The sequence below is a fragment of the Streptomyces canus genome (genome assembly GCF_030816965.1).
Classification (GTDB): Bacteria; Actinomycetota; Actinomycetes; order Streptomycetales; family Streptomycetaceae; genus Streptomyces; species Streptomyces canus_E.
This window is the reverse complement of record NZ_JAUSYQ010000001.1, coordinates 1-18,012: the sequence shown is the minus strand read 5'-3', so window position 1 is coordinate 18,012 and position 18,012 is coordinate 1. Positions and strand designations below refer to the sequence as shown.

Below are 18,012 nucleotides of genomic sequence, written 5' to 3'. Positions count from 1 at the left end.
CTGTTGGACCGGCACCTGCACCACCTGCCACCGCCCCCTGCCCAGAACGTCCACCACCAGCCCAAACCCAAAGGCCAGAGCAACTTAACGGAGTCCTACTGGGCGGGAGGGAGGGAGGGCTCGGGACGCGGGCCGGGCGGACGGTGTGCCATGAAGGGCCTGCCGATGATGAACTCTCTGAATTTCAGCGCCACTTCGGACAGGTAGGCGTCGCGGCTCTGCACGAGCGTGAGCACCCGGTGGCAGTCGGGCGCGTCCAGGTGGACCCAGGCGACCGGGACGCTCGTCTCCGTACGGGCCTGGCGGGACATCGCGGGGATGAGGCCGATGCCGAGCCCCACGCTGATCATGTCCTGGCTGGCGGCCGGTTCGTCACCCTCGCAGGACAGCCGGGGGGTGAGACCCTCGGCCGCGAACAGCCGGTCGAGGAGGGCGCGCTGCCAGTGGCCGGGCCGGGTGGTGACGAAGGGCTCGTCGGCGATCTCGGGGATCGTCACGCTCTCCCGGCCTTCGAGCCGGTGCCCGCGCGGCACCGCGAGCAGCACCTCTTCCCGGGCGAGCTCCACGCACTCCAGACCCGTGCCGGTCAGTGGCTGCGAGGCGACGCAGAAGTCGACCTCGCCGGCGCGCAGCTGGCGGCTCATCTCACGTGCGTTCGACTGGAAGAGCCGCACGTCGGCCCGGGGATGAGCGGCGCGGAAACCGCCGAGGAGAGGGGTGATCGTCAGGAGGGTCTCGCAGGCGACGCCGACCCGGCCGACCCCCGTGTCACGGGCGTCGCGCAGCGCTCGGCGGCCGTCGTCGAGTTCGCGCAGGGCACGGTCGACGTGGCGCAGGAACACCGCGCCGTACTGGTTCAGCCGGACGCGGCGGCCCCGCCGGTCGAAGAGCGGGGTGCCGAGGTCGGCCTCCAGGCGGGCGATGGTGCGGCTGAGCGCGGGCTGGGCGACGTGCAGCTCCTCCGCGGCGCGGCTGATGTGCTCGTAGCGGGCGACGGCCTGGAAGTAGCGCAACTGCAGGAGATCCACCGCTCACCTCCGGTTATGCCTTCCGAGGCATCATCACATGACGGAAGAGGTCTTGGAATCGCATAAGCGGTACGCCCTACGGTCGTCAGCAGGGTCACCGCACAGGTGACGGGCACGGCGCCCGGCATCTGCACACGCGATGCGGCCACACCCCGATCGTCACACCGTTCCGGCACGCCGTCAGCAGGCCGGCGGGAGAATCACTGGATGAGTGATCCAGGTCACTCCGGGAGGCCCTTGGTACGAAGGCGCCGCCTGTGTCACGCTTTCTGCACGCCCTCCCTGCCCGAAAACTCTCAGGCGGCAGCGAGTCGGCAGGTTCTCTCTCCCGCTTTCCGGCACCCGCGCCGTGCCACCCGGTGTCCCGCCCGCCTTCGCGGCCGACGACGCAGAGGGAGCCGCGTTCACGGCGCACCGGGCACGCCCGCACCGACGGTGCACGAGGCAGCCCTCCTGCCATCATCCCGCCGGACACCGCGACCGATCCGTGGAGGAAGCATGCCAGAAGCTCGGACATCGGAGTTCTACTCGGTCACCCAGGAGACGTCCCGGATGATGGGCCTCTCCCTCTCGCACGACAAGGTCTGGCCCATTCTGACGGCGTACGAGCACGTGATGGCGCCCGCCGTCATCTCCTTCCGGACCCAGACCGGTCCCCGGCGCGCGGGCGACCTGGACTGCCGCTGGACGATGCTTCCCAAGGACCTCGACCCCTACGCGGTCGCGCTCTCCAACGGCCTGGCCACCCCGACGGGTCATGCCGTCGACCGGCTGTCGGCGGAGATCCACCAGGCCTTCCCGGTCGGCGGTTACGGCTTCGACTTCGGTGTCGTCGGCGGCTTCAAGAAGACCTGGACCTTCTTCCCCGCGCCGACGCCGCAGCCGGCGGCCGAGCTGGCCGACCTGCCCTCGATGCCGCGCAGCGTGACCGACAACCTCGCCTTCTTCGAACGGTACGGCGTGGCCGGCATCGTGAACACGGTCGGCATCGACTACCCGAAGCGGACGGTGAACCTGTACTTCAACCCCTCCTCGCCCGAGTTCTTCCGGCCGAAGACGCTCCGGGCGCTGCTGGGCGAGGCGGGGCTGCCCGAGCCGAGCGAGGGGCTGCTGCGGTTCTGCGAACAGGCCTTCTGCATGTACACCACCCTGAGCTGGGACTCCTCGACGATCGAGCGGATCACGTTCTCCGTGAAGACGACGGATCCTCTGGGGCTTCCCCTGGAGACCGGCCCCGGCATCGAGAACCTCGTGAAGAACGCCCCGTACCCCGCCGGCGAGCAGTACGTCTACGGCGTCTCGGTGACCCCCGAGGGCGAGTTGCACAAGATCCAGTCGTACTACCAGTGGCACACCCGGGTGGAGGCCATGCTGACCGCCGTCGACGCCGGCTAGCAGCAAGTCCCCGGCCCCCGGCCCTCCACCCCACACAGTCAAGCGGTCCCGTCACCGGGGCCGCTTTTGTCATGCGTTCAGTCACCCGAGAACACACAGGAGCCGTCGTGCACGAAAGCGTCGCCCCCCAGGCATTCCTCGACCGCGCGGAACAGCGCCGTAACAACCGTGCCGTCGTCGAGCAGTACATGAACACCAAGGGGCAGGACCGGCTGCGGCGGCACGAGTTGTTCACCGAGGACGGCAGCGGCGGTCTGTGGACCACCGACACCGGCGCCCCCATCGTGATCAAGGGCAAGGACCGTCTCGCCGACCACGCCGTCTGGTCACTGGAGTGCTTCCCCGACTGGGAGTGGTACAACATCACGATCTTCGAGACCCAGGACCCCGACCGCTTCTGGGTGGAATGCGACGGCCACGGGAAGATCCGCTTCGGCGACTACCCCGAGGGCTACTACGAGAACCACTTCCTGCACTCGTTCGAGTTCGAGAACGGGAAGATCAAGCGGCAGCGCGAATTCATGAACCCCTTCGAACAGCTGCGGGCGCTCGGCATTCCTGTCCCGGAGATCAAGCGCAAGGGAATTCCCACCTGAAAGGCCCGCCACCTGAGCGGCACGACATCATCTGCGGATCGGAGTACGTCATGAAAGATGTCGTGAGAGACGTCGTACGGGACATTCGTTTCCGGGAGGCGAGGCAGCAGCCCGAATGGGGCGACCTCTCCCAGCTGAGCAGGGTGAGCCAGGCACTGGCCGCACGCCCCACCCTCGTACGGCCCGACGACGTGGCCACGATGCGCACCCTGCTCGGCAAGGTGGCGCTCGGCGAGGCCATGGTGGTGCAGTCGGGCGACTGCGCCGAGGACCCGCAGGAGTGCACCCCCCATCACGTGACGCGCAAGGCCGCGGTGCTCGACCTGCTCGCCGGAGCTCTTGGTCTGGTCACGGGCAAACCTGTGCTGCGTGTGGGACGTATCGCGGGGCAGTTCGCCAAGCCTCGTTCGAAGGACACGGAAGTTGTCGGTGGTGTCGCTTTGCCGTCTTTCCGGGGTCATATGGTTAATGGTCCGGAACCAGACCGTGAGAGCCGTCGTGCCGATCCTTTGCGTATCCTTACGGGTTATATGGCCGCTAATGACATTGTCGGTCATCTCGGCTGGCGGGAACGTGCGGCGGGACGCGATGTCGTGGAAGCCGTGGTCTGGACGAGTCATGAGGCGCTGCTCCTCGACTACGAGATTCCTATGCTCCGTGTCGACGAGCAGGGACGGCTGTTCCTGGGGTCGACGCATTGGCCGTGGATTGGTGAACGCACCCGGCAGGTCGATGGCGCTCATGTCGCGTTGCTGTCTCAGGTGAGTAATCCGGTGGCGTGCAAGGTCGGCCCCGCGATGGAGCGGGACGAGTTGTTGGCGCTGTGCGAGCGGCTCGATCCGTGGCGGGATCCCGGCAAACTCACCCTTGTGGCGCGGATGGGAGCCGAGCGTGTCACTGACCGGCTTCCACGTCTGGTCGAGGCTGTGCAGGGTGCGGGTCACCCCGTCATCTGGCTCAGCGATCCCATGCACGGCAACACCGTGACGGCGCCCGGCGGCCGCAAGTCGCGTCTGGTGGAGACCGTCGCTTTGGAGGTCTCGCGGTTTGTGGCGGCGGTGCAGGGTGCCGGTGGCGTTCCCGGTGGCCTGCACCTGGAGACCACTCCGGACGATGTCACCGAATGCGCGACGACCTGGTCCGACCTGGACTCCGTGGGCGAGCGCTACACCTCGTTGTGCGACCCCCGTCTCACCCCGTGGCAGGCCGTCTCCGTCATCACGTCCTGGGCCGCCTGAGCCACAGCCGAGCAGGAACAGGAGCCATGACCGGCATACCTTCCATCTCCGCGTACCCGCTTCCCTCCGACGGTGACCTGCCGTCGGCCGTTGTGTCCTGGAAGGCCGAACCAGAGCGGTCGGTCCTCCTCGTCCATGACATGCAGCGGTACTTCCTCAAGCCGCTCCCCGAAGGCCTGCGCGATGCCCTGGTCCGTAACACGGCGCTGCTGCGTGAGCAGTGCGCCGGGCTTGGCATGCCGGTCGCCTACACCGCCCAGCCGGGTGGCATGACCGACGAGGAGCGTGGTCTGCTCAAGGACTTCTGGGGTCCGGGCATGCGTCCCGAGCCCGAGGACCGTCAGGTCGTCGACGCGCTCGCCCCGGCGGCACACGACTGGCTGCTGACCAAGTGGCGCTACAGCGCTTTCTTCAAGACCGATCTGCTGCAGCGGATGCGTGCCACGGGCCGTGACCAGCTCGTCCTGTGCGGGGTCTACGCCCACGTCGGTGTGCTGGCCACCGCCGTCGACGCCTTCACCCACGACATCCGGCCGTTCTTCGTCGCCGATGCCACCGCCGACTTCTCGGCGGACCACCACCACCAGGCACTCGCCTATGCCGCCGGGCGCTGCGCTCGTGTCACCACGGTCAAGGGACTGTTCGCATGACCTGTGCCGATCTGCTCGACCATGTGCTGGACACACCGTCACAGCCGTATGCCCTGCTGTACCGGCCCGGCACCGACCCCGGCGCCGTGGAGGTCCTGACGGGCACGGTGTCCCTGCCGGCGACCCTGGCCGACATCCCCCTGCCGCCGGTCCCGGGCCCCGGTGCACATCACGAGGTCCTCGTCGTCGTCCCCTACCGGCAGCTGGCCGAGCGCGGCTTCGCCTGTGCCGACGACGGGACACCGCTGGTGGCGATGACCGTCACCGGTCAGCAGCGGCTGCCTCTCGAGGAGGCGCTGACACGGATTCCCGACGTGGCGACGACGCTGTCCGGCGGTGGCTTCGACGCCGACGACGCGGCCTATGAGGAGGTGGTGCGCCGCATCGTCAAGGAGATGATCGGTACCGGGGAGGGCGCGAACTTCGTCATCAAGCGCACCTTCGTCGCCGACATCACGGACTACGGGCCGCTGAGCGCCCCCGCGCTGTTCGGCCGGCTCCTCAAGGGTGAATCCGGTGCCCACTGGACGTTCCTGATCCACACCGGCACCCGGACCCTGGTCGGCGCCTCGCCCGAGCGGCACGTCAGCCTCCAGGGCGGCACGGCCGTCATGAACCCCATCAGCGGCACCTACCGCTATCCGCCGTCGGGTCCCTCCCTCTCGGGCGTCCTGGAGTTCCTCGGTGACCGGAAGGAGACCGACGAGCTGTACATGGTCCTCGACGAGGAACTCAAGATGATGGCCCGGATCTGCCCCGCGGGCGGCCGTGTCGTGGGCCCCTACCTCAAGGAGATGGCCCGGGTCGCGCACACCGAGTACTTCATCGAGGGACACACCGGCCGCGACGTGCGCGACATCCTGCGCGAGACCATGTTCGCGCCCACGGTCACCGGCAGTCCGCTGGAGAGCGCCTGCCGCACCATCGCACGTTTCGAGCCGGGCGGCCGCGAATACTACAGCGGCGCCGCCGCGCTCATCGGCCGTGACGACGCGGGCGAGCGCGTCATGGACTCGGCGATCCTGATCCGTACCGCCGACATCGGGCCCGGCGGACGCATCGGCATCGGCGTGGGCGCCACCATCGTCCGCCACTCCGATCCCGCCTCGGAGGCCGCGGAGACTCGCGCCAAGGCGGCCGCGCTCGTCGCCGCCCTGGACGGCGGCAGGCGGGAGCGCTTCGCAGACCACCCCGGCGTACGCCGGGCCCTGGGGCTGCGCAACGACGCCATCGCCGGCTTCTGGCTCTCCGACGCCGCGGCACGCGCGTCGGCGTGGCCGGGACTGGCCGGACGCGACGTGCTGGTGGTGGATGCCGAGGACACCTTCACCTCCATGCTCGACCAGCAACTGCGTGCACTGGGTCTGCGGGTGACGGTCCGGCGCTTCGACGAGGACTACGCCTTCGAGGGGCACGACCTGGTCGTGATGGGGCCGGGTCCGGGCGATCCGCGGGACACCGCGCACCCCAAGATGCGCCATCTGCAGACGGCGGTCGGCACCCTGCTGAGCGCCCGCCGTCCCTTCCTCGCCGTGTGCCTCAGCCACCAGGTCCTCGGCCTCGGGCTCGGCCTGCCGCTGCGCCGCAGGGAGGTGCCCAACCAGGGAGTGCAGAAGGAGATCGACCTGTTCGGCGCTGCCGAACGCGTCGGCTTCTACAACACCTTCGCCCTGGTCGGCGAGAGCGACGAGTTCAGCGCCGGCGGCCTGGGTCCGGTCCGGGTCAGCCGGGACCGGTTCACCGGGGAGGTCCACGCCCTGCGCGGTCCCTGGTTCGCCTCGATGCAGTTCCACCCCGAGTCGGTGCTCACAAAGGACGGACCGCGCATCGTGGGCACCACCCTGGCCGGTCTTCTCGCCCCGGACCGCACTCCTGATCCGGCCTGACCGAAGGCCCCACCGGGCCGGTTCGCGCCGCTCGCCCCGGCACGGCCGCACCCCTTGGAGACGTAGGAGAACAGATGCACCAGTACGTCGTCGTCGACGCGTTCGCCCGGACGCCGCTCACCGGAAACCCGGTCGCGGTGTTCTTCGCGAGCGACGACCTGTCCTGCGGGCAGATGCAGCGCATCGCCCGGGAGATGAACCTCTCGGAGTCCACGTTCGTGCTCCGGCCCCGCCAGGGCGCGGACGCCCATGTGCGGATCTTCACCCCGGTCAACGAACTCCCCTTCGCCGGGCACCCGTTGCTGGGCACGGCCATCGCACTGGGCGGCCGAACCGACGCCGGCCGACTGCGGATCGAGACCGCCATGGGGGTCATCCCCTTCGAGCTGGAGCGCGTGGACGGAAAGGTCGTCGCCGCCCGCATGCGCCAGCCCGTGCCCGTGTGGGAACCCTTCGACCGCGCCGCCGAACTCCTCGAGGCGCTCGGCGTCGGCGGGTCGACGCTCCCGGTGGAGATCTACCGCAACGGCCCGCGCCACGTCCTCGTCGGCCTCGAGAGCGTCGAGGCGCTGTCGAAGCTGGACCCCGACCACCGGGCCCTGGCCCGGTTCCCCGACATGGCGGCCAACTGCTTCGCCGGGTCCGGCACCCGGTGGCGCAACCGCATGTTCTCGCCCGCGTACGGGGTCGTGGAGGACGCCGCCACCGGCTCCGCCGCCGGGCCCATCGCCATCCACCTCGCCCGCCACGGCCTGAACGCCTACGGGCAGCACATCGAGATCACTCAGGGCGTCGAGATCGGCCGCCCGTCCCCCATGGGCGCACGGGTGCAGGGGGAGGGGGACCGGGTCGACTCCGTCGAGGTCGAGGGCCACGGCGTCGTCACAATCGAAGGAGTGCTCCATGTCTGACCTGTCAACGAGGAACGCGACGCCCGGGAAGGCCGCCGACCGGGGCGGCACGCGCTCGGAGACCCTCACCACGACCATCGAGCTGGACTTCCCCGAGTTCCTCATGCCGCCGCCGGAGCCGATGGCGCTGCTGGCCGGGTGGCTGGAGAGCAGCACCGCCCACGGCGTGCGCGAACCGCGCGCCCTCGCCCTGGCCACCGCCGATGCCCGGGGCCGCGCCTCGTCCCGCATCGTGGCGGTCAACGCGGTCACGGACGCCGGCCTCGTCTTCATCACCCACGCCGGCAGCCGGAAGGGCCGGGAACTGGCTGAGAACCCGTGGGCCTCCGGCGTCCTGTACTGGCGCGAGACCAGCCGGCAGATCACGCTGGCGGGTCCGGTGCGCCTGCTGCCCCGGGCCGAGGCCGAGGCCCTGTGGTTCGCGCGGCCCGTCTTCACCCACCCGATGACCTCCGTCTCCCGGCAGAGCGAGCCGCTGTCCGGCCTCGACGAGTTCGCCGAACTGCGTGCCAGGGCCCTGGAGCTGGGTGCCCTGGAGCGGCCGCTGCCCTGCCCCGAGACGTTCGTGGCCTACCGGCTCGAACCCGAATCCCTGGAGTTCTGGGCCCACGGCACCGACCGGCTGCACGAACGACTGCGCTACGACCGGGTCGGCGACGGCTGGCGGACCAGCCGGCTCCAGCCGTGACCCGCGCGTCTGCTCCGTCGGCCCACCGGGAGGCACCATGACATCGTCCCCGTCCACCGGGTCCGGCGGCTTGGCCGCGGTGTTCACCGGCGACCACGAGCTGCGGGCCCGCAACCGGCGGGCCGTGGAGCGGTACATGGAGACCGGCGCCGAGGCACGGCTGAGCCGCTACACCCTCTACACCGAGGACGGCACCGCGTCCCTGTTCTACACCGACATCGGCCGGCCCATCGTCGTCAGGGGCCGCGAGAAGCTGAAGCGGCATGGCGAGCTGTCCCTGAAGGTGCTGCCCGACTGGCGGTGGCACGGCGTGCACCTCTACGAGACACAGGACCCGGCCGTCATCTGGGTCGAGTGCGAGGGCGAGGGGACGATCCGTTTCCCCGGCTATCCCGAGGGCCACTACCACAACCACTTCATCCACGGTTTCACGCTCAGCGACGGCCGGATCGTCGCCAGCCGGGAGTACACCAACCCCATCGAGCACATGCGGTCGCTCGGCATCGGGACCCCCCGTATCCAGCGGGACTGGATCCCCAGCTGACCCCGGCCGCCGCCCGGGGGATCCCGGCCGCGCGGGGGCCGGGATCCCGCACGCCCCCCGCGGGGGGAGCGGCGTCACCGGGCGGCGCGGCCCTTCTTCAGGGCCGCCGCGGTGTCGGTGACGCGCTGGGCCTGGTAGCGGGCCGCCTGGAGGGTCTCCTGGCTGGGTGCCGTCTGCTGCCCGGGGGCACCCGCGACGTGGGAGACGCCGTACGGGTTGCCGACCTGGAACTGGATGGGGTCGGTGTAACCGGGGGGCACGATGATGCCGCCCCAGTGGTAGAAGGTGTTGGACAGGGCCAGGATGGTGGACTCCTGCCCGCCGTGGAGGGTGTTGCTGACGGTGAAGGCGGAGTAGACCTTGCCGGCGAGCTTGCCCTGCACCCACAGCGGGCCCGTGGTGTCGAGGAAGGCCCGGAGCTGGCTCGCGGGGTTGCCGAACCGGGTGGGCGTGCCCAGGAGGACGGCGTCGGCCCAGTCGAGGTCGTCGAGACCGGCCTCGGGGATGTCCGCGTGTTCCTCGCGGTACCGGGCCCAGGCGGGGTTGGCGGCGACGGCCTGGGCGGGGGCCGTCTCGGCGACGCGGCGGACCCGGACGGCGGCACCGGCCTTCTCGGCGCCCTCGGCGGCGGCGTGCGCGAGGGTGTGCACATGGCCGGTCGCGCTGTAGTAGATGATCGCGACGTTCACGGATTCCACGACAGGTGCTGTCCTCTCCTCATGGCTGCTCGTCCGCCTCGCACTCGAGGCCGGCGGGAGCCGCGTTCGATGTTCCGTACGCCGCACAGGTTTCGCCGGTCAGCCGCTCCTGGAGCGACGGACGCGAACCCCCCGGCATGCCTCCGTCTCCGTCCCCCCGCGGGCGGGGTACGCCCGCGGGGGGACGGAGAAGCGGCAAGGGGAGACCGAGGACCCGGCGGCCGGGCCTCCTGACGGGGGAACAGGTTTTTCTCGGTCTCCGTCTGTTCGACGACGCAGGCCGCCGTGATGTGAGGTGAAGGGGGCAAGGAAACAGCCTTGCCCAGCCTCGCCCACCGGTTTCCCGCCTCCCCGGCCGACGCCGAGGACGCCGTGCAGGGCCCCAGCGAGGGGCGAATTCCAGGGGTCGTAGCAACACCGCGGTGAGTTGATCAAGCCGCGAGCGGTTTAAAGGCTGTCCCGCAATGATCGACTGCCTTGGCATGGTCAGCATCGAGGATGCCCACCTTGGGTGGGTCTATCCGGCGAGCACGAGGTTGTGCAGGCGGGCGATGCCAAGCATGGCGTGATGAACGCCCTCGCCCTTCAATCGGCAGACGCGGAGGATCTTCCAGCTCTTCATGCGGGCGAAGGTGTGCTCGACACGGGCACGGACCCTGCGGTGTGAGCGGTTGTGCTCCTCCTTCCAGGCCGGGAGTTCGGCCTGGCCTGGTTCACGGCGATGCGGGATCACCAGGCCAGTGCCGCGATATCCGCCGTCAGCGATCACCACGGCATTTCCGACGGCGGCCTTCGCTCCGGACAAGCCCCATGCCTTGCAGTCGTTGCGGTTGCCGGGCAGAGGTCGGCCGACTGCGACGACCAGCCGCGTATCGGCGTCGATGACGACCTGGTGGTTGGTGGAGTACCGGTAGTTTTTCGACTGCTCTGCCACCGCATGGTCACGCGTGGGGACCAGGGTGCCGTCCACAATGAGCACAGTGTCCTTGCGGAACCGTCGGTGCGGCCGCAGCGCGAGCAGCGGCGCGAGGCGGTTAATGATCCGGTCGGCCGCAGACTTCGAGATTCCGAACAGCGGCGCGGGCTGACGCAGCGTCAAGTTGGTGCGCCAGTAAGCCACAACCAGCAGGACACGATCCTCCAGGGGCAGGCTCCAGGGTCGGCCTCGGCTCAGCCCGGTGAACGGGCCTATCCAGGACGGCTGTGCCGCCGTGATCACACCAGCCACAACGCGATCATGGCATCACATCCGCCAGGGACAGGTGATCACCTTCTTCTCCGTGGAGAGCGAGGTCAAAAAGGCGGTTCGTTGCTGCAGCCGCCCGGATCGGCGCCGGGCGTCACAGTCGTCATTCGGACACTTGTGGGCTTGCCCTCGAAGAGGGAAGCGGGGACCACTCCCTGCTTCATGTTACGGTCGCGGCTGACACCTAAACGGGGGATGATCCCTCCTTCTTTCCCGGGAGCCGCCGATGCGCATGCAGCGCCATACCGTCCGACTCGCCGACCTCACCGACGACTTCACCGCCGACCCCTACTCCGCCTTCAACTCGCTGCGCTCCCGCGGCTCCGTCCACCACGTGCGTTTCCCCACCGGGGACGAGTCATGGCTGGTGGTCGGGCATGAGGAAGTGCGTGTCGCGTTCGCCGACCCCAGGCTGCGCAATGACGTACGACACTCTGCCGACTTCGAGGACGACGGGCTGTACTCCGTGGGCCGCAACATGCTCCAGGTCGACCCGCCCGATCACACCCGGCTGCGGACGCTCGTGGCCCGCGAGTTCACCGCCCGCCGCGTCCAGGCGCTGCGGCCCCGCGTTGAGGAGGCGGCCGGTGCGCTTCTGGACGCCGTGGCCGCCGACGGCCGTGCCGACCTTGTGGCCGCATACGCCTATCCGTTGCCGCTCACCATCATCTGCGAGCTGCTCGGCGTGCCGGACGTGGACCGGGATGCCTTCCGGGCGTGGTCCACGAAGGTCGTCGCCCTCGACGATGCGGAGCAGTCCACCCGCGCCAGCCAGGAGATGGCCGCGTACCTCGCGGGGCTGGCGGAGGAGAAACGGCGGCTTCGGGACGCCGCGGACAGCGATCTGCTGCACGCCCTGGTCCGCACTCACGACGGGGACGGCGGCGACCGGCTCACCCCGGAGGAACTGCTCGGAATGGCCTTCCTGCTGCTCGTCGCAGGGCACGAGACCACCGTCAACCTCATCGCCAACGCCGTCCAGCTGCTGCTCGGCCATCCCGGGCAGCTCGCCGCCCTCCGTACCGACCCCGAGTTGCTGAAGGGCGCCGTGGAGGAGACGCTCCGCTTCGAGTCGCCCGCACCAGCGGGCACCTACCGCTACGCCGCTGAACCGATCACTCTCGGCGGCGCCCGGATACCGGCGGGCGCACGTGTCGTGCTCTCCATCGCCGCCGCGAACCGCGACCCTGCGCGCTTCCCCGCCCCCGACCGGTTCGACATCCGCCGTGATCCGACCGAGACCCGTGCTCACCTCGCCTTCGGGTACGGCCTGCACCACTGCCTGGGCGCCCCGCTGGCACGGCTGGAGGCGACCCTGGCCCTGCGTATCCTGCTGGACCGTTTCCCCCGCCTGGCCTTCGACGGTGACGGCACACCACGGTGGCGGCCCAGTCTCATGCGGAGCCTGCGAGAGCTGCCGGTGCGCTGGTAGACACGGCCCCCGCCGCCGAGGACGAACGCCGATCTGTACACCGAGCCTCCCTTTCGGCGCCGGTGGGCCTCATGCCCACAGCGACAGCTCAGGGGGAGGATTCCTGCTTGCTCGATCGTCGGTAGCATCCGTACCGGGGAGCGCTCTCCGGTACGAAGACGAGACGATCAGGAAGGAGACACGATGGGCGGCCATGCGCCGACGGGGCGCCGCGACGCGCTGCGCAACCGGAAGCTGCTGACCCAGACGGCCCGTGAGGTCTTCGCCGAACAGGGATTGGACGCTCCGCTCGACGTCATCGCTCGGCGCGCAGGTATCGGCAACGCGACCCTCTATCGCCACTTTCCGACCCGCGCCGCGCTCGTGGACGAGGTCTTCCGGGATGCTCTCACGGAGACCATGGCCGCCGGCGCGCAAGCACGCACCGCCGAGGACGCGTGGACAGGGCTGACGCGATACCTGCACACCGTGTTCGCGACGCTTGCCGCAGACCGCGGCACCAACGACCTCATGACCACGAGTCTGGAAGGCGTGACCTCTCTGGACGCCATCCACGCCCATCACCGCGAGACCGTCGCGGACCTGCTCCGCCGCGGTCAGGCGCAGGGCACCGTCCGTCCGGACCTCACCACCGAGGACGTCCTCTTCGTCCTGGCGGCGCTGGGCCGGGTCGTGCCTGCACTGAGCACCGTCGCCCCCGACGCATGGACCCGCCCGCTTGCCTTGCTTCTCGACGGTTTCCGCGCCAATCCGGCCGCGTCCACCCTGCCCGTACCGCCCCTGACCTCCGCCCAGCTCGGCAACGTGCTCCTCGAGCTCGGCCCGCACCGGCGGCGTTGAAGGAGCCGCGCGGGAGATCGTCCCCCTCACCTCCCGGAAGCGGCTTGCCCCGTACGACGACAGCGGCGCGTTCGGCATCATCGGCCAGCCGCCACGGCCGACACCGCTCAGCACTCCCCGCACCGGCCACTCCAGGCGATGGCACAGGTCGTCCGGAGCAGCATGGACCCCTCAGCGGCGATCACTTCGGCACCGTATACACGTCGCGCGCACGACAACGCAGCTTTCCGGCTTGCGATGCTGACCTCCGGATCATTGCGGGACAGTCTTTAAAGACACAACCGGCACCACCTGTCATACCCACATACGGGAGCTGAACGGTCAGTGCCTCAACTCCCCACCAAACAGCACGAGTTGAACACCATGGCCTGAAGGACCACCGCTGAGCCGTCGAGCCTCCTCGGGGAGGGGACTGCTAGGTAGCGGGGGTGCGCGGCCGCCTGGAGCCGCCGCCCGGGTATGGCGTAGGTCTTGGGGGGCGCTAGCAGGCGGCCGGCTGGGAAGGCCGTGGATCCATCCGCCGGCAGCCCGTCAGCTGCTGTGCGTCGGCCCCGGACGGCGCTGAGGCGGCTTCGCGTGCGGCTCCATGGGACCGCCACGGACCGTAGGCGGCATCAGCGGCTCTGAGTCTCGGGTTGTACCGGCCGTGACGCGTCCTGTCGGCGAGCGGGGGCGGGTGCGACACCCTGGGGGTGTCCCAGCCCCGCGCTCTCAGGCCCGGGAGGAATCCGAAGGAGGAGCAGCCGGTGACACCGCCCGTACCTGAGTACCTCTCGCCGCTGCGGTGGCGGTGGATCTTGTTGGCCACCCGCGGCCAGGAGGTGCGGTTCCTGTACTGGCCGCCGCGGCGTCTGGCCGGGCATCGCCGCATCCGCATGTTCGACCGCGAGGGGTACGACATCGGGACGTTGGTGTGGATGGTGTGCGATGCCTGCCGCGTCGGGAGCATCAACAAGATCTCCATCACGATCGAGCACCAGGGCCAGGGGCTCGGCCGTCGGCTGATCCGCCGGGCGCTGGACGACGGGCCCGGCTATACCTGGCAGACCACCGGTCAGTCCCCGGAGGCTCAGCAGTTCTTCCCGGCGATGGAGAAGGAGATGGGCGTCGCGTTCCCCGAGTACGGCGGGGGGTGTGAACATCTCTCCTCGCCGCCGGGCTACCGGCCGCCCCCGCCGGGGCGCCGCCCTCGGCCGGTCCTGGAGCGGGATATCTGAGACCCACTATCGCTTCCCCGCCGTGTCAGTGCCGCCGTAGCTGGCGTGCTGTGGTGGTGGCTTCCGTCATGCCGCCCATCCTCGTCGACTTGACGCGCCAGAGAGCGGCTCCCGCTTCGAGCGTTGCTACTTCTCATCGATATTTCCGGGCCCAATGACCGCCAAGTGCTGCCCAAAGCCATCGACATACGTTGCCCACTCCGACCTACGAAACCAACGGGTCCCAGCCGGTGCCTTCCTCCCCGCCATAGTGGGGTGTTGGCTTTATCCACCTGGCCGCCATTGAGAGTCCCGCGTTCGGGTGGCCTGCCACGACGCGGGTGCCTTGGGTAGCCAAAATCGGGAAGTAGGTCACGAAGATCAGCGCGTGACTGATCCCAAAGTAGACTTCGCGGGCGTTCTGGCACAGGTGATTCCTGTGGCCATCCTCGCGGTAGTAGTGGAGTCGCGGAGCGCGCACGAGCTACGAGCGAGGACACGGGCACCGAGGACGCAAGTACCCACTGTCAAGTGGTGCTGGCGGCCCTTCGTTATGGTCTGGCGGCACGTGTCCGGGCAGCCGCCCCAGCAGGACAAGAAGCAAATCTTCCGGGACCTGTTGACTGAGGCCGTCGTTCTAATCTTCCTCGTGTTCATTGAGATGGCGGCCCTACTCACGGCAGATGGTTCCGAGACCGCCCTCCTGAACTGGTTCGCAGGGAGGCCCGGTGCCATTGCCGTGGGTGTCTTGCTGGTCCTTGTGGGGCAGCTCTACATCAACAGCCTGGTTCAGACCTATCGGAGCAGGAGAAAGCTCACCTTGCGCCGAGCCAGGAAGGTCAGGGCAGTATCCAGGGACTTGCTGTTGCTCACCATCGGCGTCGCAGTGTGGGCGACCATCCACTACTACGTGTGAGCTGGCGATCCACCGCGTCGGCGCCTTACTAAAGCCTGTCCCGCAACCCTCCTGCGCGGCGTCAGACTTCGTTGCGGGCCCGTACGGTGGCCAATTCACGCAGCTGTGCGTCGGTAGCCTCACGCCACTCGTCCGCGACGTCGTGGGTCTCATCCAGGGCTGGATCGCGACTCCCGTCGGGTGCGTAGGCCGGGGATCGATCTGCACATAGCGGGACGTGGGCGCAGTACCAGGCCCGCTTGGCGCCTGCTCGCTCCGCTTCCGTGCCCGTCCGGAGATAGTCGAGCAGTGCCGTCATGACCCGACGGCGCCCGAATGCGTAAACCGCGGGCTCAACGAACCAGCGGCAGAAGCTGGGGTCCGGGTCGTAGACAGCTGCGGCCATGAGCGGGGCGAAGAACTCCTCAGGCAGGCCGGCGCTCTCCAGCAGCGGCTTGCGGACCGCATGGGCCAGGTGCCGAGCACGGCGATCTTCCGGCATGTCTGCGCCGGTCCCCAGGTCTAGCAGACTAGCCACTTCGGCGGCGCAGGACAGGAATGAAGGTGCTGCCGCCTCATGGCGGTCGTCTTTGGCCATGAGGCGATTCTGGACTGATCAACGCCTATGTGACACCGGCGCGTTGGTCTCCGCTTCGTGATCTACAGCCTGTCGTGAGCTGCTTCTCCCAAAGTGAAACGATCACTTTGTGGCTGGTGTGATCACGGAGTCGGTGCCGTCCTGGCTTCTCCGCTGGGGCTACCCCACTTGTCTGGATCGCTGGCACTCGTCTCCGCGCTATGCCCCGGGTCGCCTGAGGTACCACGCCGCATGGCTCCGGAAGCAGCGCTGCCACCCGTTCTCCCACTCCGGGCACCACCTCGGATCGACCTCCTCCAGCGCTTCCCTTAGTGGGCGATCTTCCGGCAGGTACGAGGGTGCCAGGCCCGCATCCACGTCCTCTGCAACGGCCTGGCCTCTGGCCGGCCCCGCCCCGAAGCACAGCGCGCACCCGGCCGCGTCCACACACCGAACCTGCCCAAGCAGGTCGATCGATTGGCCCACCACTCAAGCGTGGCAGGGCCCTGCCATCTGTCCATCTCGCCAGTATCGCTGGCAGGCCGACGGTCCAACCCTTGGAGACGCAAGATCGTGTTACGAGCTCTTAGGAATCAGTGTCTGCGCGAGATTCAATGATATAGGCCGGGAATAAGGCGGAAAGAAAAACTCATCCGGTAATTTTGCCCGCCAGCCTCTTGGAAATCTTCCATCCACATTTCTGCTGGAGCCGGCGGCTGTTCCACACTCTTATAGCGCATAAACAGGTCTGGGTGATTATGCGAGCGGAATGATACTCCCGGCCCGATGTCTTTGATTGCCAGACAGGGAGTCATTTCAAACGTAGCGTCCTGTTCGTAGAGTTCGTCACCCTCAAAGTGATGCTGCAGTTTGAGCCGCCCTCCTTCGTTTCGGAGGTGCTGATTCTCAAGGCCCGGGTTCGTTGCCCGGAACGAGAAATGCCGCTCATCGGCAAGCCCGGGAACTAGTAAGAACGAGGCATCCCGCTTATCCCCCGCTATTGGGTGCTTCTCAAGATATGCAAGCCAATACCTATGGCGAACATACCACGCCATTCCGTCACCACTCCACGATGCCGCTTCAATAGTTGCGTACCAGACTTCGCCGAGTGACATGGCCGTTCCCCTTGCATTACAATCGACATTATTCTGGCCATTTGATGCCGACTACCATCTCTTAGTATCTCTCCAGTCAAATAAACTTGCATCCCGACGCTAGATTGGCGTAGGTGGCGTACGTCGCGTAGATGGTGACCGGCCCCTGCCCGTGCCACAGCGCCAACTGGACCGGGTTCGTCGTGGAACGCACCTTCAACGACCACAGCTCCGGGTCGTCCTGGAGCGAACACACCGCAACCGCCGGCCCCCTGTGCCCAACCTCGTGCCACGCCCTCACCGTCTGCGCCAGCAGATCCAGCGTCGGCACCAGCACGAGCACACGCCCCCTGGGCACAAGCCGCCTCGCCGACACCGCAGCCATAATCGTCTTCCCCGTCCCACACGCCGCGTGCACCTGCCCACGAAGACCATTCCAGGGAATACCACCCGGCGGAACATCAAGACCCCGCACAATGGCGGAAACGGCCTCGATCTGGTGATCACGCAGCTTCACGGCCATGCCCCGTGTTCTCCTTTTTCTCGGAATGCGGCGCGTAATAACAAATAGAATCCAGGCGCAAGGTACGCGGCGCTAGGGGTGTAGCATCTGATCCCAGACTCTACACAGCCACAAGTCATGATGCATCACCCATACGCCAACTTCACACCCGAGGATGGCACAGTGACTCAATCTCACCCACAAACGGTCGACTATCCTATATACAGACAGGGTTTTGGTGAACAGTGGGGACAGGTAGACGGTGGGGGAGAGGTTCAGGGTGGAGCGCAGCGGAACCCCGTCACTACAACAAGGCGCCGGCACTCCGTCAGGCCGACAGTGCGTCACACCCCTTACAGAGGTAGTGGCTGGGAATCCCAAACCCTACACAGTCCCGCACGCAATGCACCCCCTCTTGCCGCCAGCCCCAGGAATCCCGCTTGCGGGATTCCCCCAATTCGCGCTTACGCGAATTGACACGCACTCAGAATTCCGCTTGCGGAATTCGATTCCCGCGCTTGCGCGGGAATCTGGCGGAGCGTCAGCGGAGCCGCTCCCTATGCAGCGCGCCAGCGCTGCATATCCCGCTCCGCGGG

At 68.1% G+C, this 18,012-nt stretch carries 17 protein-coding genes and 1 pseudogene; 12 read left to right on the top strand and 6 right to left on the bottom strand.

The features are described from left to right. Nucleotides 1-95: 95 nt before the first annotated feature. Entirely contained in the window at nt 96-1,028 is a 933-nt protein-coding gene (locus QF027_RS00090) for a LysR family transcriptional regulator (RefSeq protein ID WP_306972046.1), read from the bottom strand. Between the two features lie 498 nt (nt 1,029-1,526). On the opposite strand from QF027_RS00090, the gene QF027_RS00085 reads away from it, so the two are divergent. From QF027_RS00085 to QF027_RS00050, 8 genes are all read left to right on the top strand, one after another. Next, entirely contained in the window at nt 1,527-2,423 is an 897-nt protein-coding gene (locus tag QF027_RS00085) for an aromatic prenyltransferase (protein ID WP_306972047.1), read from the top strand. A 107-nt stretch (nt 2,424-2,530) separates the two neighbouring features. Beyond that, nucleotides 2,531-3,019: a PhzA/PhzB family protein gene (locus tag QF027_RS00080; protein WP_306972048.1), complete on the top strand. Its 489-nt coding sequence runs from the start codon at nt 2,531-2,533 to the stop codon at nt 3,017-3,019. Between the two features lie 62 nt (nt 3,020-3,081). Then, nucleotides 3,082-4,257 carry a 3-deoxy-7-phosphoheptulonate synthase gene (locus QF027_RS00075; protein ID WP_373431985.1) on the top strand — a complete coding sequence of 392 codons (1,176 nt, stop codon included), beginning with the start codon at nt 3,082-3,084 and terminating at the stop codon, nt 4,255-4,257. Nucleotides 4,258-4,283: 26 nt separating this feature from the next. Next, nucleotides 4,284-4,907: an isochorismatase family protein gene (locus tag QF027_RS00070; RefSeq protein ID WP_306972050.1), complete on the top strand. Its 624-nt coding sequence runs from the start codon at nt 4,284-4,286 to the stop codon at nt 4,905-4,907. Further along, nucleotides 4,904-6,793, top strand: a complete 1,890-nt coding sequence (locus QF027_RS00065; protein ID WP_307072004.1) for an anthranilate synthase family protein — start codon at nt 4,904-4,906, stop codon at nt 6,791-6,793. Before QF027_RS00070 ends, QF027_RS00065 begins: the two co-directional genes overlap by 4 nt. A 74-nt stretch (nt 6,794-6,867) precedes the next feature. Continuing rightward, nucleotides 6,868-7,704: a PhzF family phenazine biosynthesis isomerase gene (locus tag QF027_RS00060; RefSeq protein WP_306972052.1), complete on the top strand. Its 837-nt coding sequence runs from the start codon at nt 6,868-6,870 to the stop codon at nt 7,702-7,704. Further along, complete coding sequence (phzG, locus tag QF027_RS00055; RefSeq protein WP_307072003.1) at nt 7,697-8,392, top strand: phenazine biosynthesis FMN-dependent oxidase PhzG; 696 nt, start codon at nt 7,697-7,699, stop codon at nt 8,390-8,392. Before QF027_RS00060 ends, phzG begins: the two co-directional genes overlap by 8 nt. A 37-nt stretch (nt 8,393-8,429) precedes the next feature. Continuing rightward, nucleotides 8,430-8,936, top strand: coding sequence for a PhzA/PhzB family protein (locus tag QF027_RS00050; protein WP_306972054.1), 507 nt, complete (start codon nt 8,430-8,432; stop codon nt 8,934-8,936). Nucleotides 8,937-9,010: 74 nt separating this feature from the next. Here the strand turns inward: QF027_RS00050 and wrbA are convergent, their stop codons facing one another. Beyond that, complete coding sequence (gene wrbA, locus QF027_RS00045; protein WP_306972055.1) at nt 9,011-9,634, bottom strand: NAD(P)H:quinone oxidoreductase; 624 nt, start codon at nt 9,632-9,634, stop codon at nt 9,011-9,013. 517 nt (nt 9,635-10,151) lie between these two features. Continuing rightward, nucleotides 10,152-10,862, bottom strand: coding sequence for a transposase (locus QF027_RS00040; RefSeq protein WP_307072002.1), 711 nt, complete (start codon nt 10,860-10,862; stop codon nt 10,152-10,154). Between the two features lie 244 nt (nt 10,863-11,106). Here QF027_RS00040 and QF027_RS00035 point away from each other — a divergent pair, with 244 nt between their 5' ends. The 4 genes from QF027_RS00035 (at nt 11,107) to QF027_RS00020 (ending at nt 15,264) form a co-directional block, all read left to right on the top strand. After that, nucleotides 11,107-12,312, top strand: a complete 1,206-nt coding sequence (locus tag QF027_RS00035; RefSeq protein WP_306972057.1) for a cytochrome P450 family protein — start codon at nt 11,107-11,109, stop codon at nt 12,310-12,312. Nucleotides 12,313-12,495: 183 nt separating this feature from the next. Further along, the gene (locus tag QF027_RS00030) at nt 12,496-13,152 is read left to right on the top strand and encodes a TetR/AcrR family transcriptional regulator (RefSeq protein ID WP_307072001.1); all 657 of its coding nucleotides are present in this window, start codon (nt 12,496-12,498) and stop codon (nt 13,150-13,152) included. A 746-nt stretch (nt 13,153-13,898) separates the two neighbouring features. Then, nucleotides 13,899-14,369 carry a GNAT family N-acetyltransferase gene (locus QF027_RS00025; RefSeq protein WP_306972059.1) on the top strand — a complete coding sequence of 157 codons (471 nt, stop codon included), beginning with the start codon at nt 13,899-13,901 and terminating at the stop codon, nt 14,367-14,369. Nucleotides 14,370-14,736: 367 nt separating this feature from the next. Continuing rightward, nucleotides 14,737-15,264 (top strand): hypothetical protein, encoded by a 528-nt coding sequence (locus QF027_RS00020; protein ID WP_307072000.1) that lies wholly within the window; start codon nt 14,737-14,739, stop codon nt 15,262-15,264. A 61-nt stretch (nt 15,265-15,325) separates the two neighbouring features. Here QF027_RS00020 and QF027_RS00015 read toward each other — a convergent pair whose 3' ends face one another. The 3 genes and pseudogenes from QF027_RS00015 to QF027_RS00005 all read right to left on the bottom strand — a co-directional run. Beyond that, nucleotides 15,326-15,841: a hypothetical protein gene (locus tag QF027_RS00015; RefSeq protein ID WP_307071999.1), complete on the bottom strand. Its 516-nt coding sequence runs from the start codon at nt 15,839-15,841 to the stop codon at nt 15,326-15,328. 590 nt (nt 15,842-16,431) lie between these two features. Next, nucleotides 16,432-16,935: an AbfB domain-containing protein gene (locus tag QF027_RS00010; protein ID WP_307071998.1), complete on the bottom strand. Its 504-nt coding sequence runs from the start codon at nt 16,933-16,935 to the stop codon at nt 16,432-16,434. A 97-nt stretch (nt 16,936-17,032) separates the two neighbouring features. Beyond that, nucleotides 17,033-17,437 (bottom strand): annotated as a pseudogene (locus QF027_RS00005) (DEAD/DEAH box helicase family protein); the annotation flags it as partial. Nucleotides 17,438-18,012 lie beyond the last annotated feature (575 nt).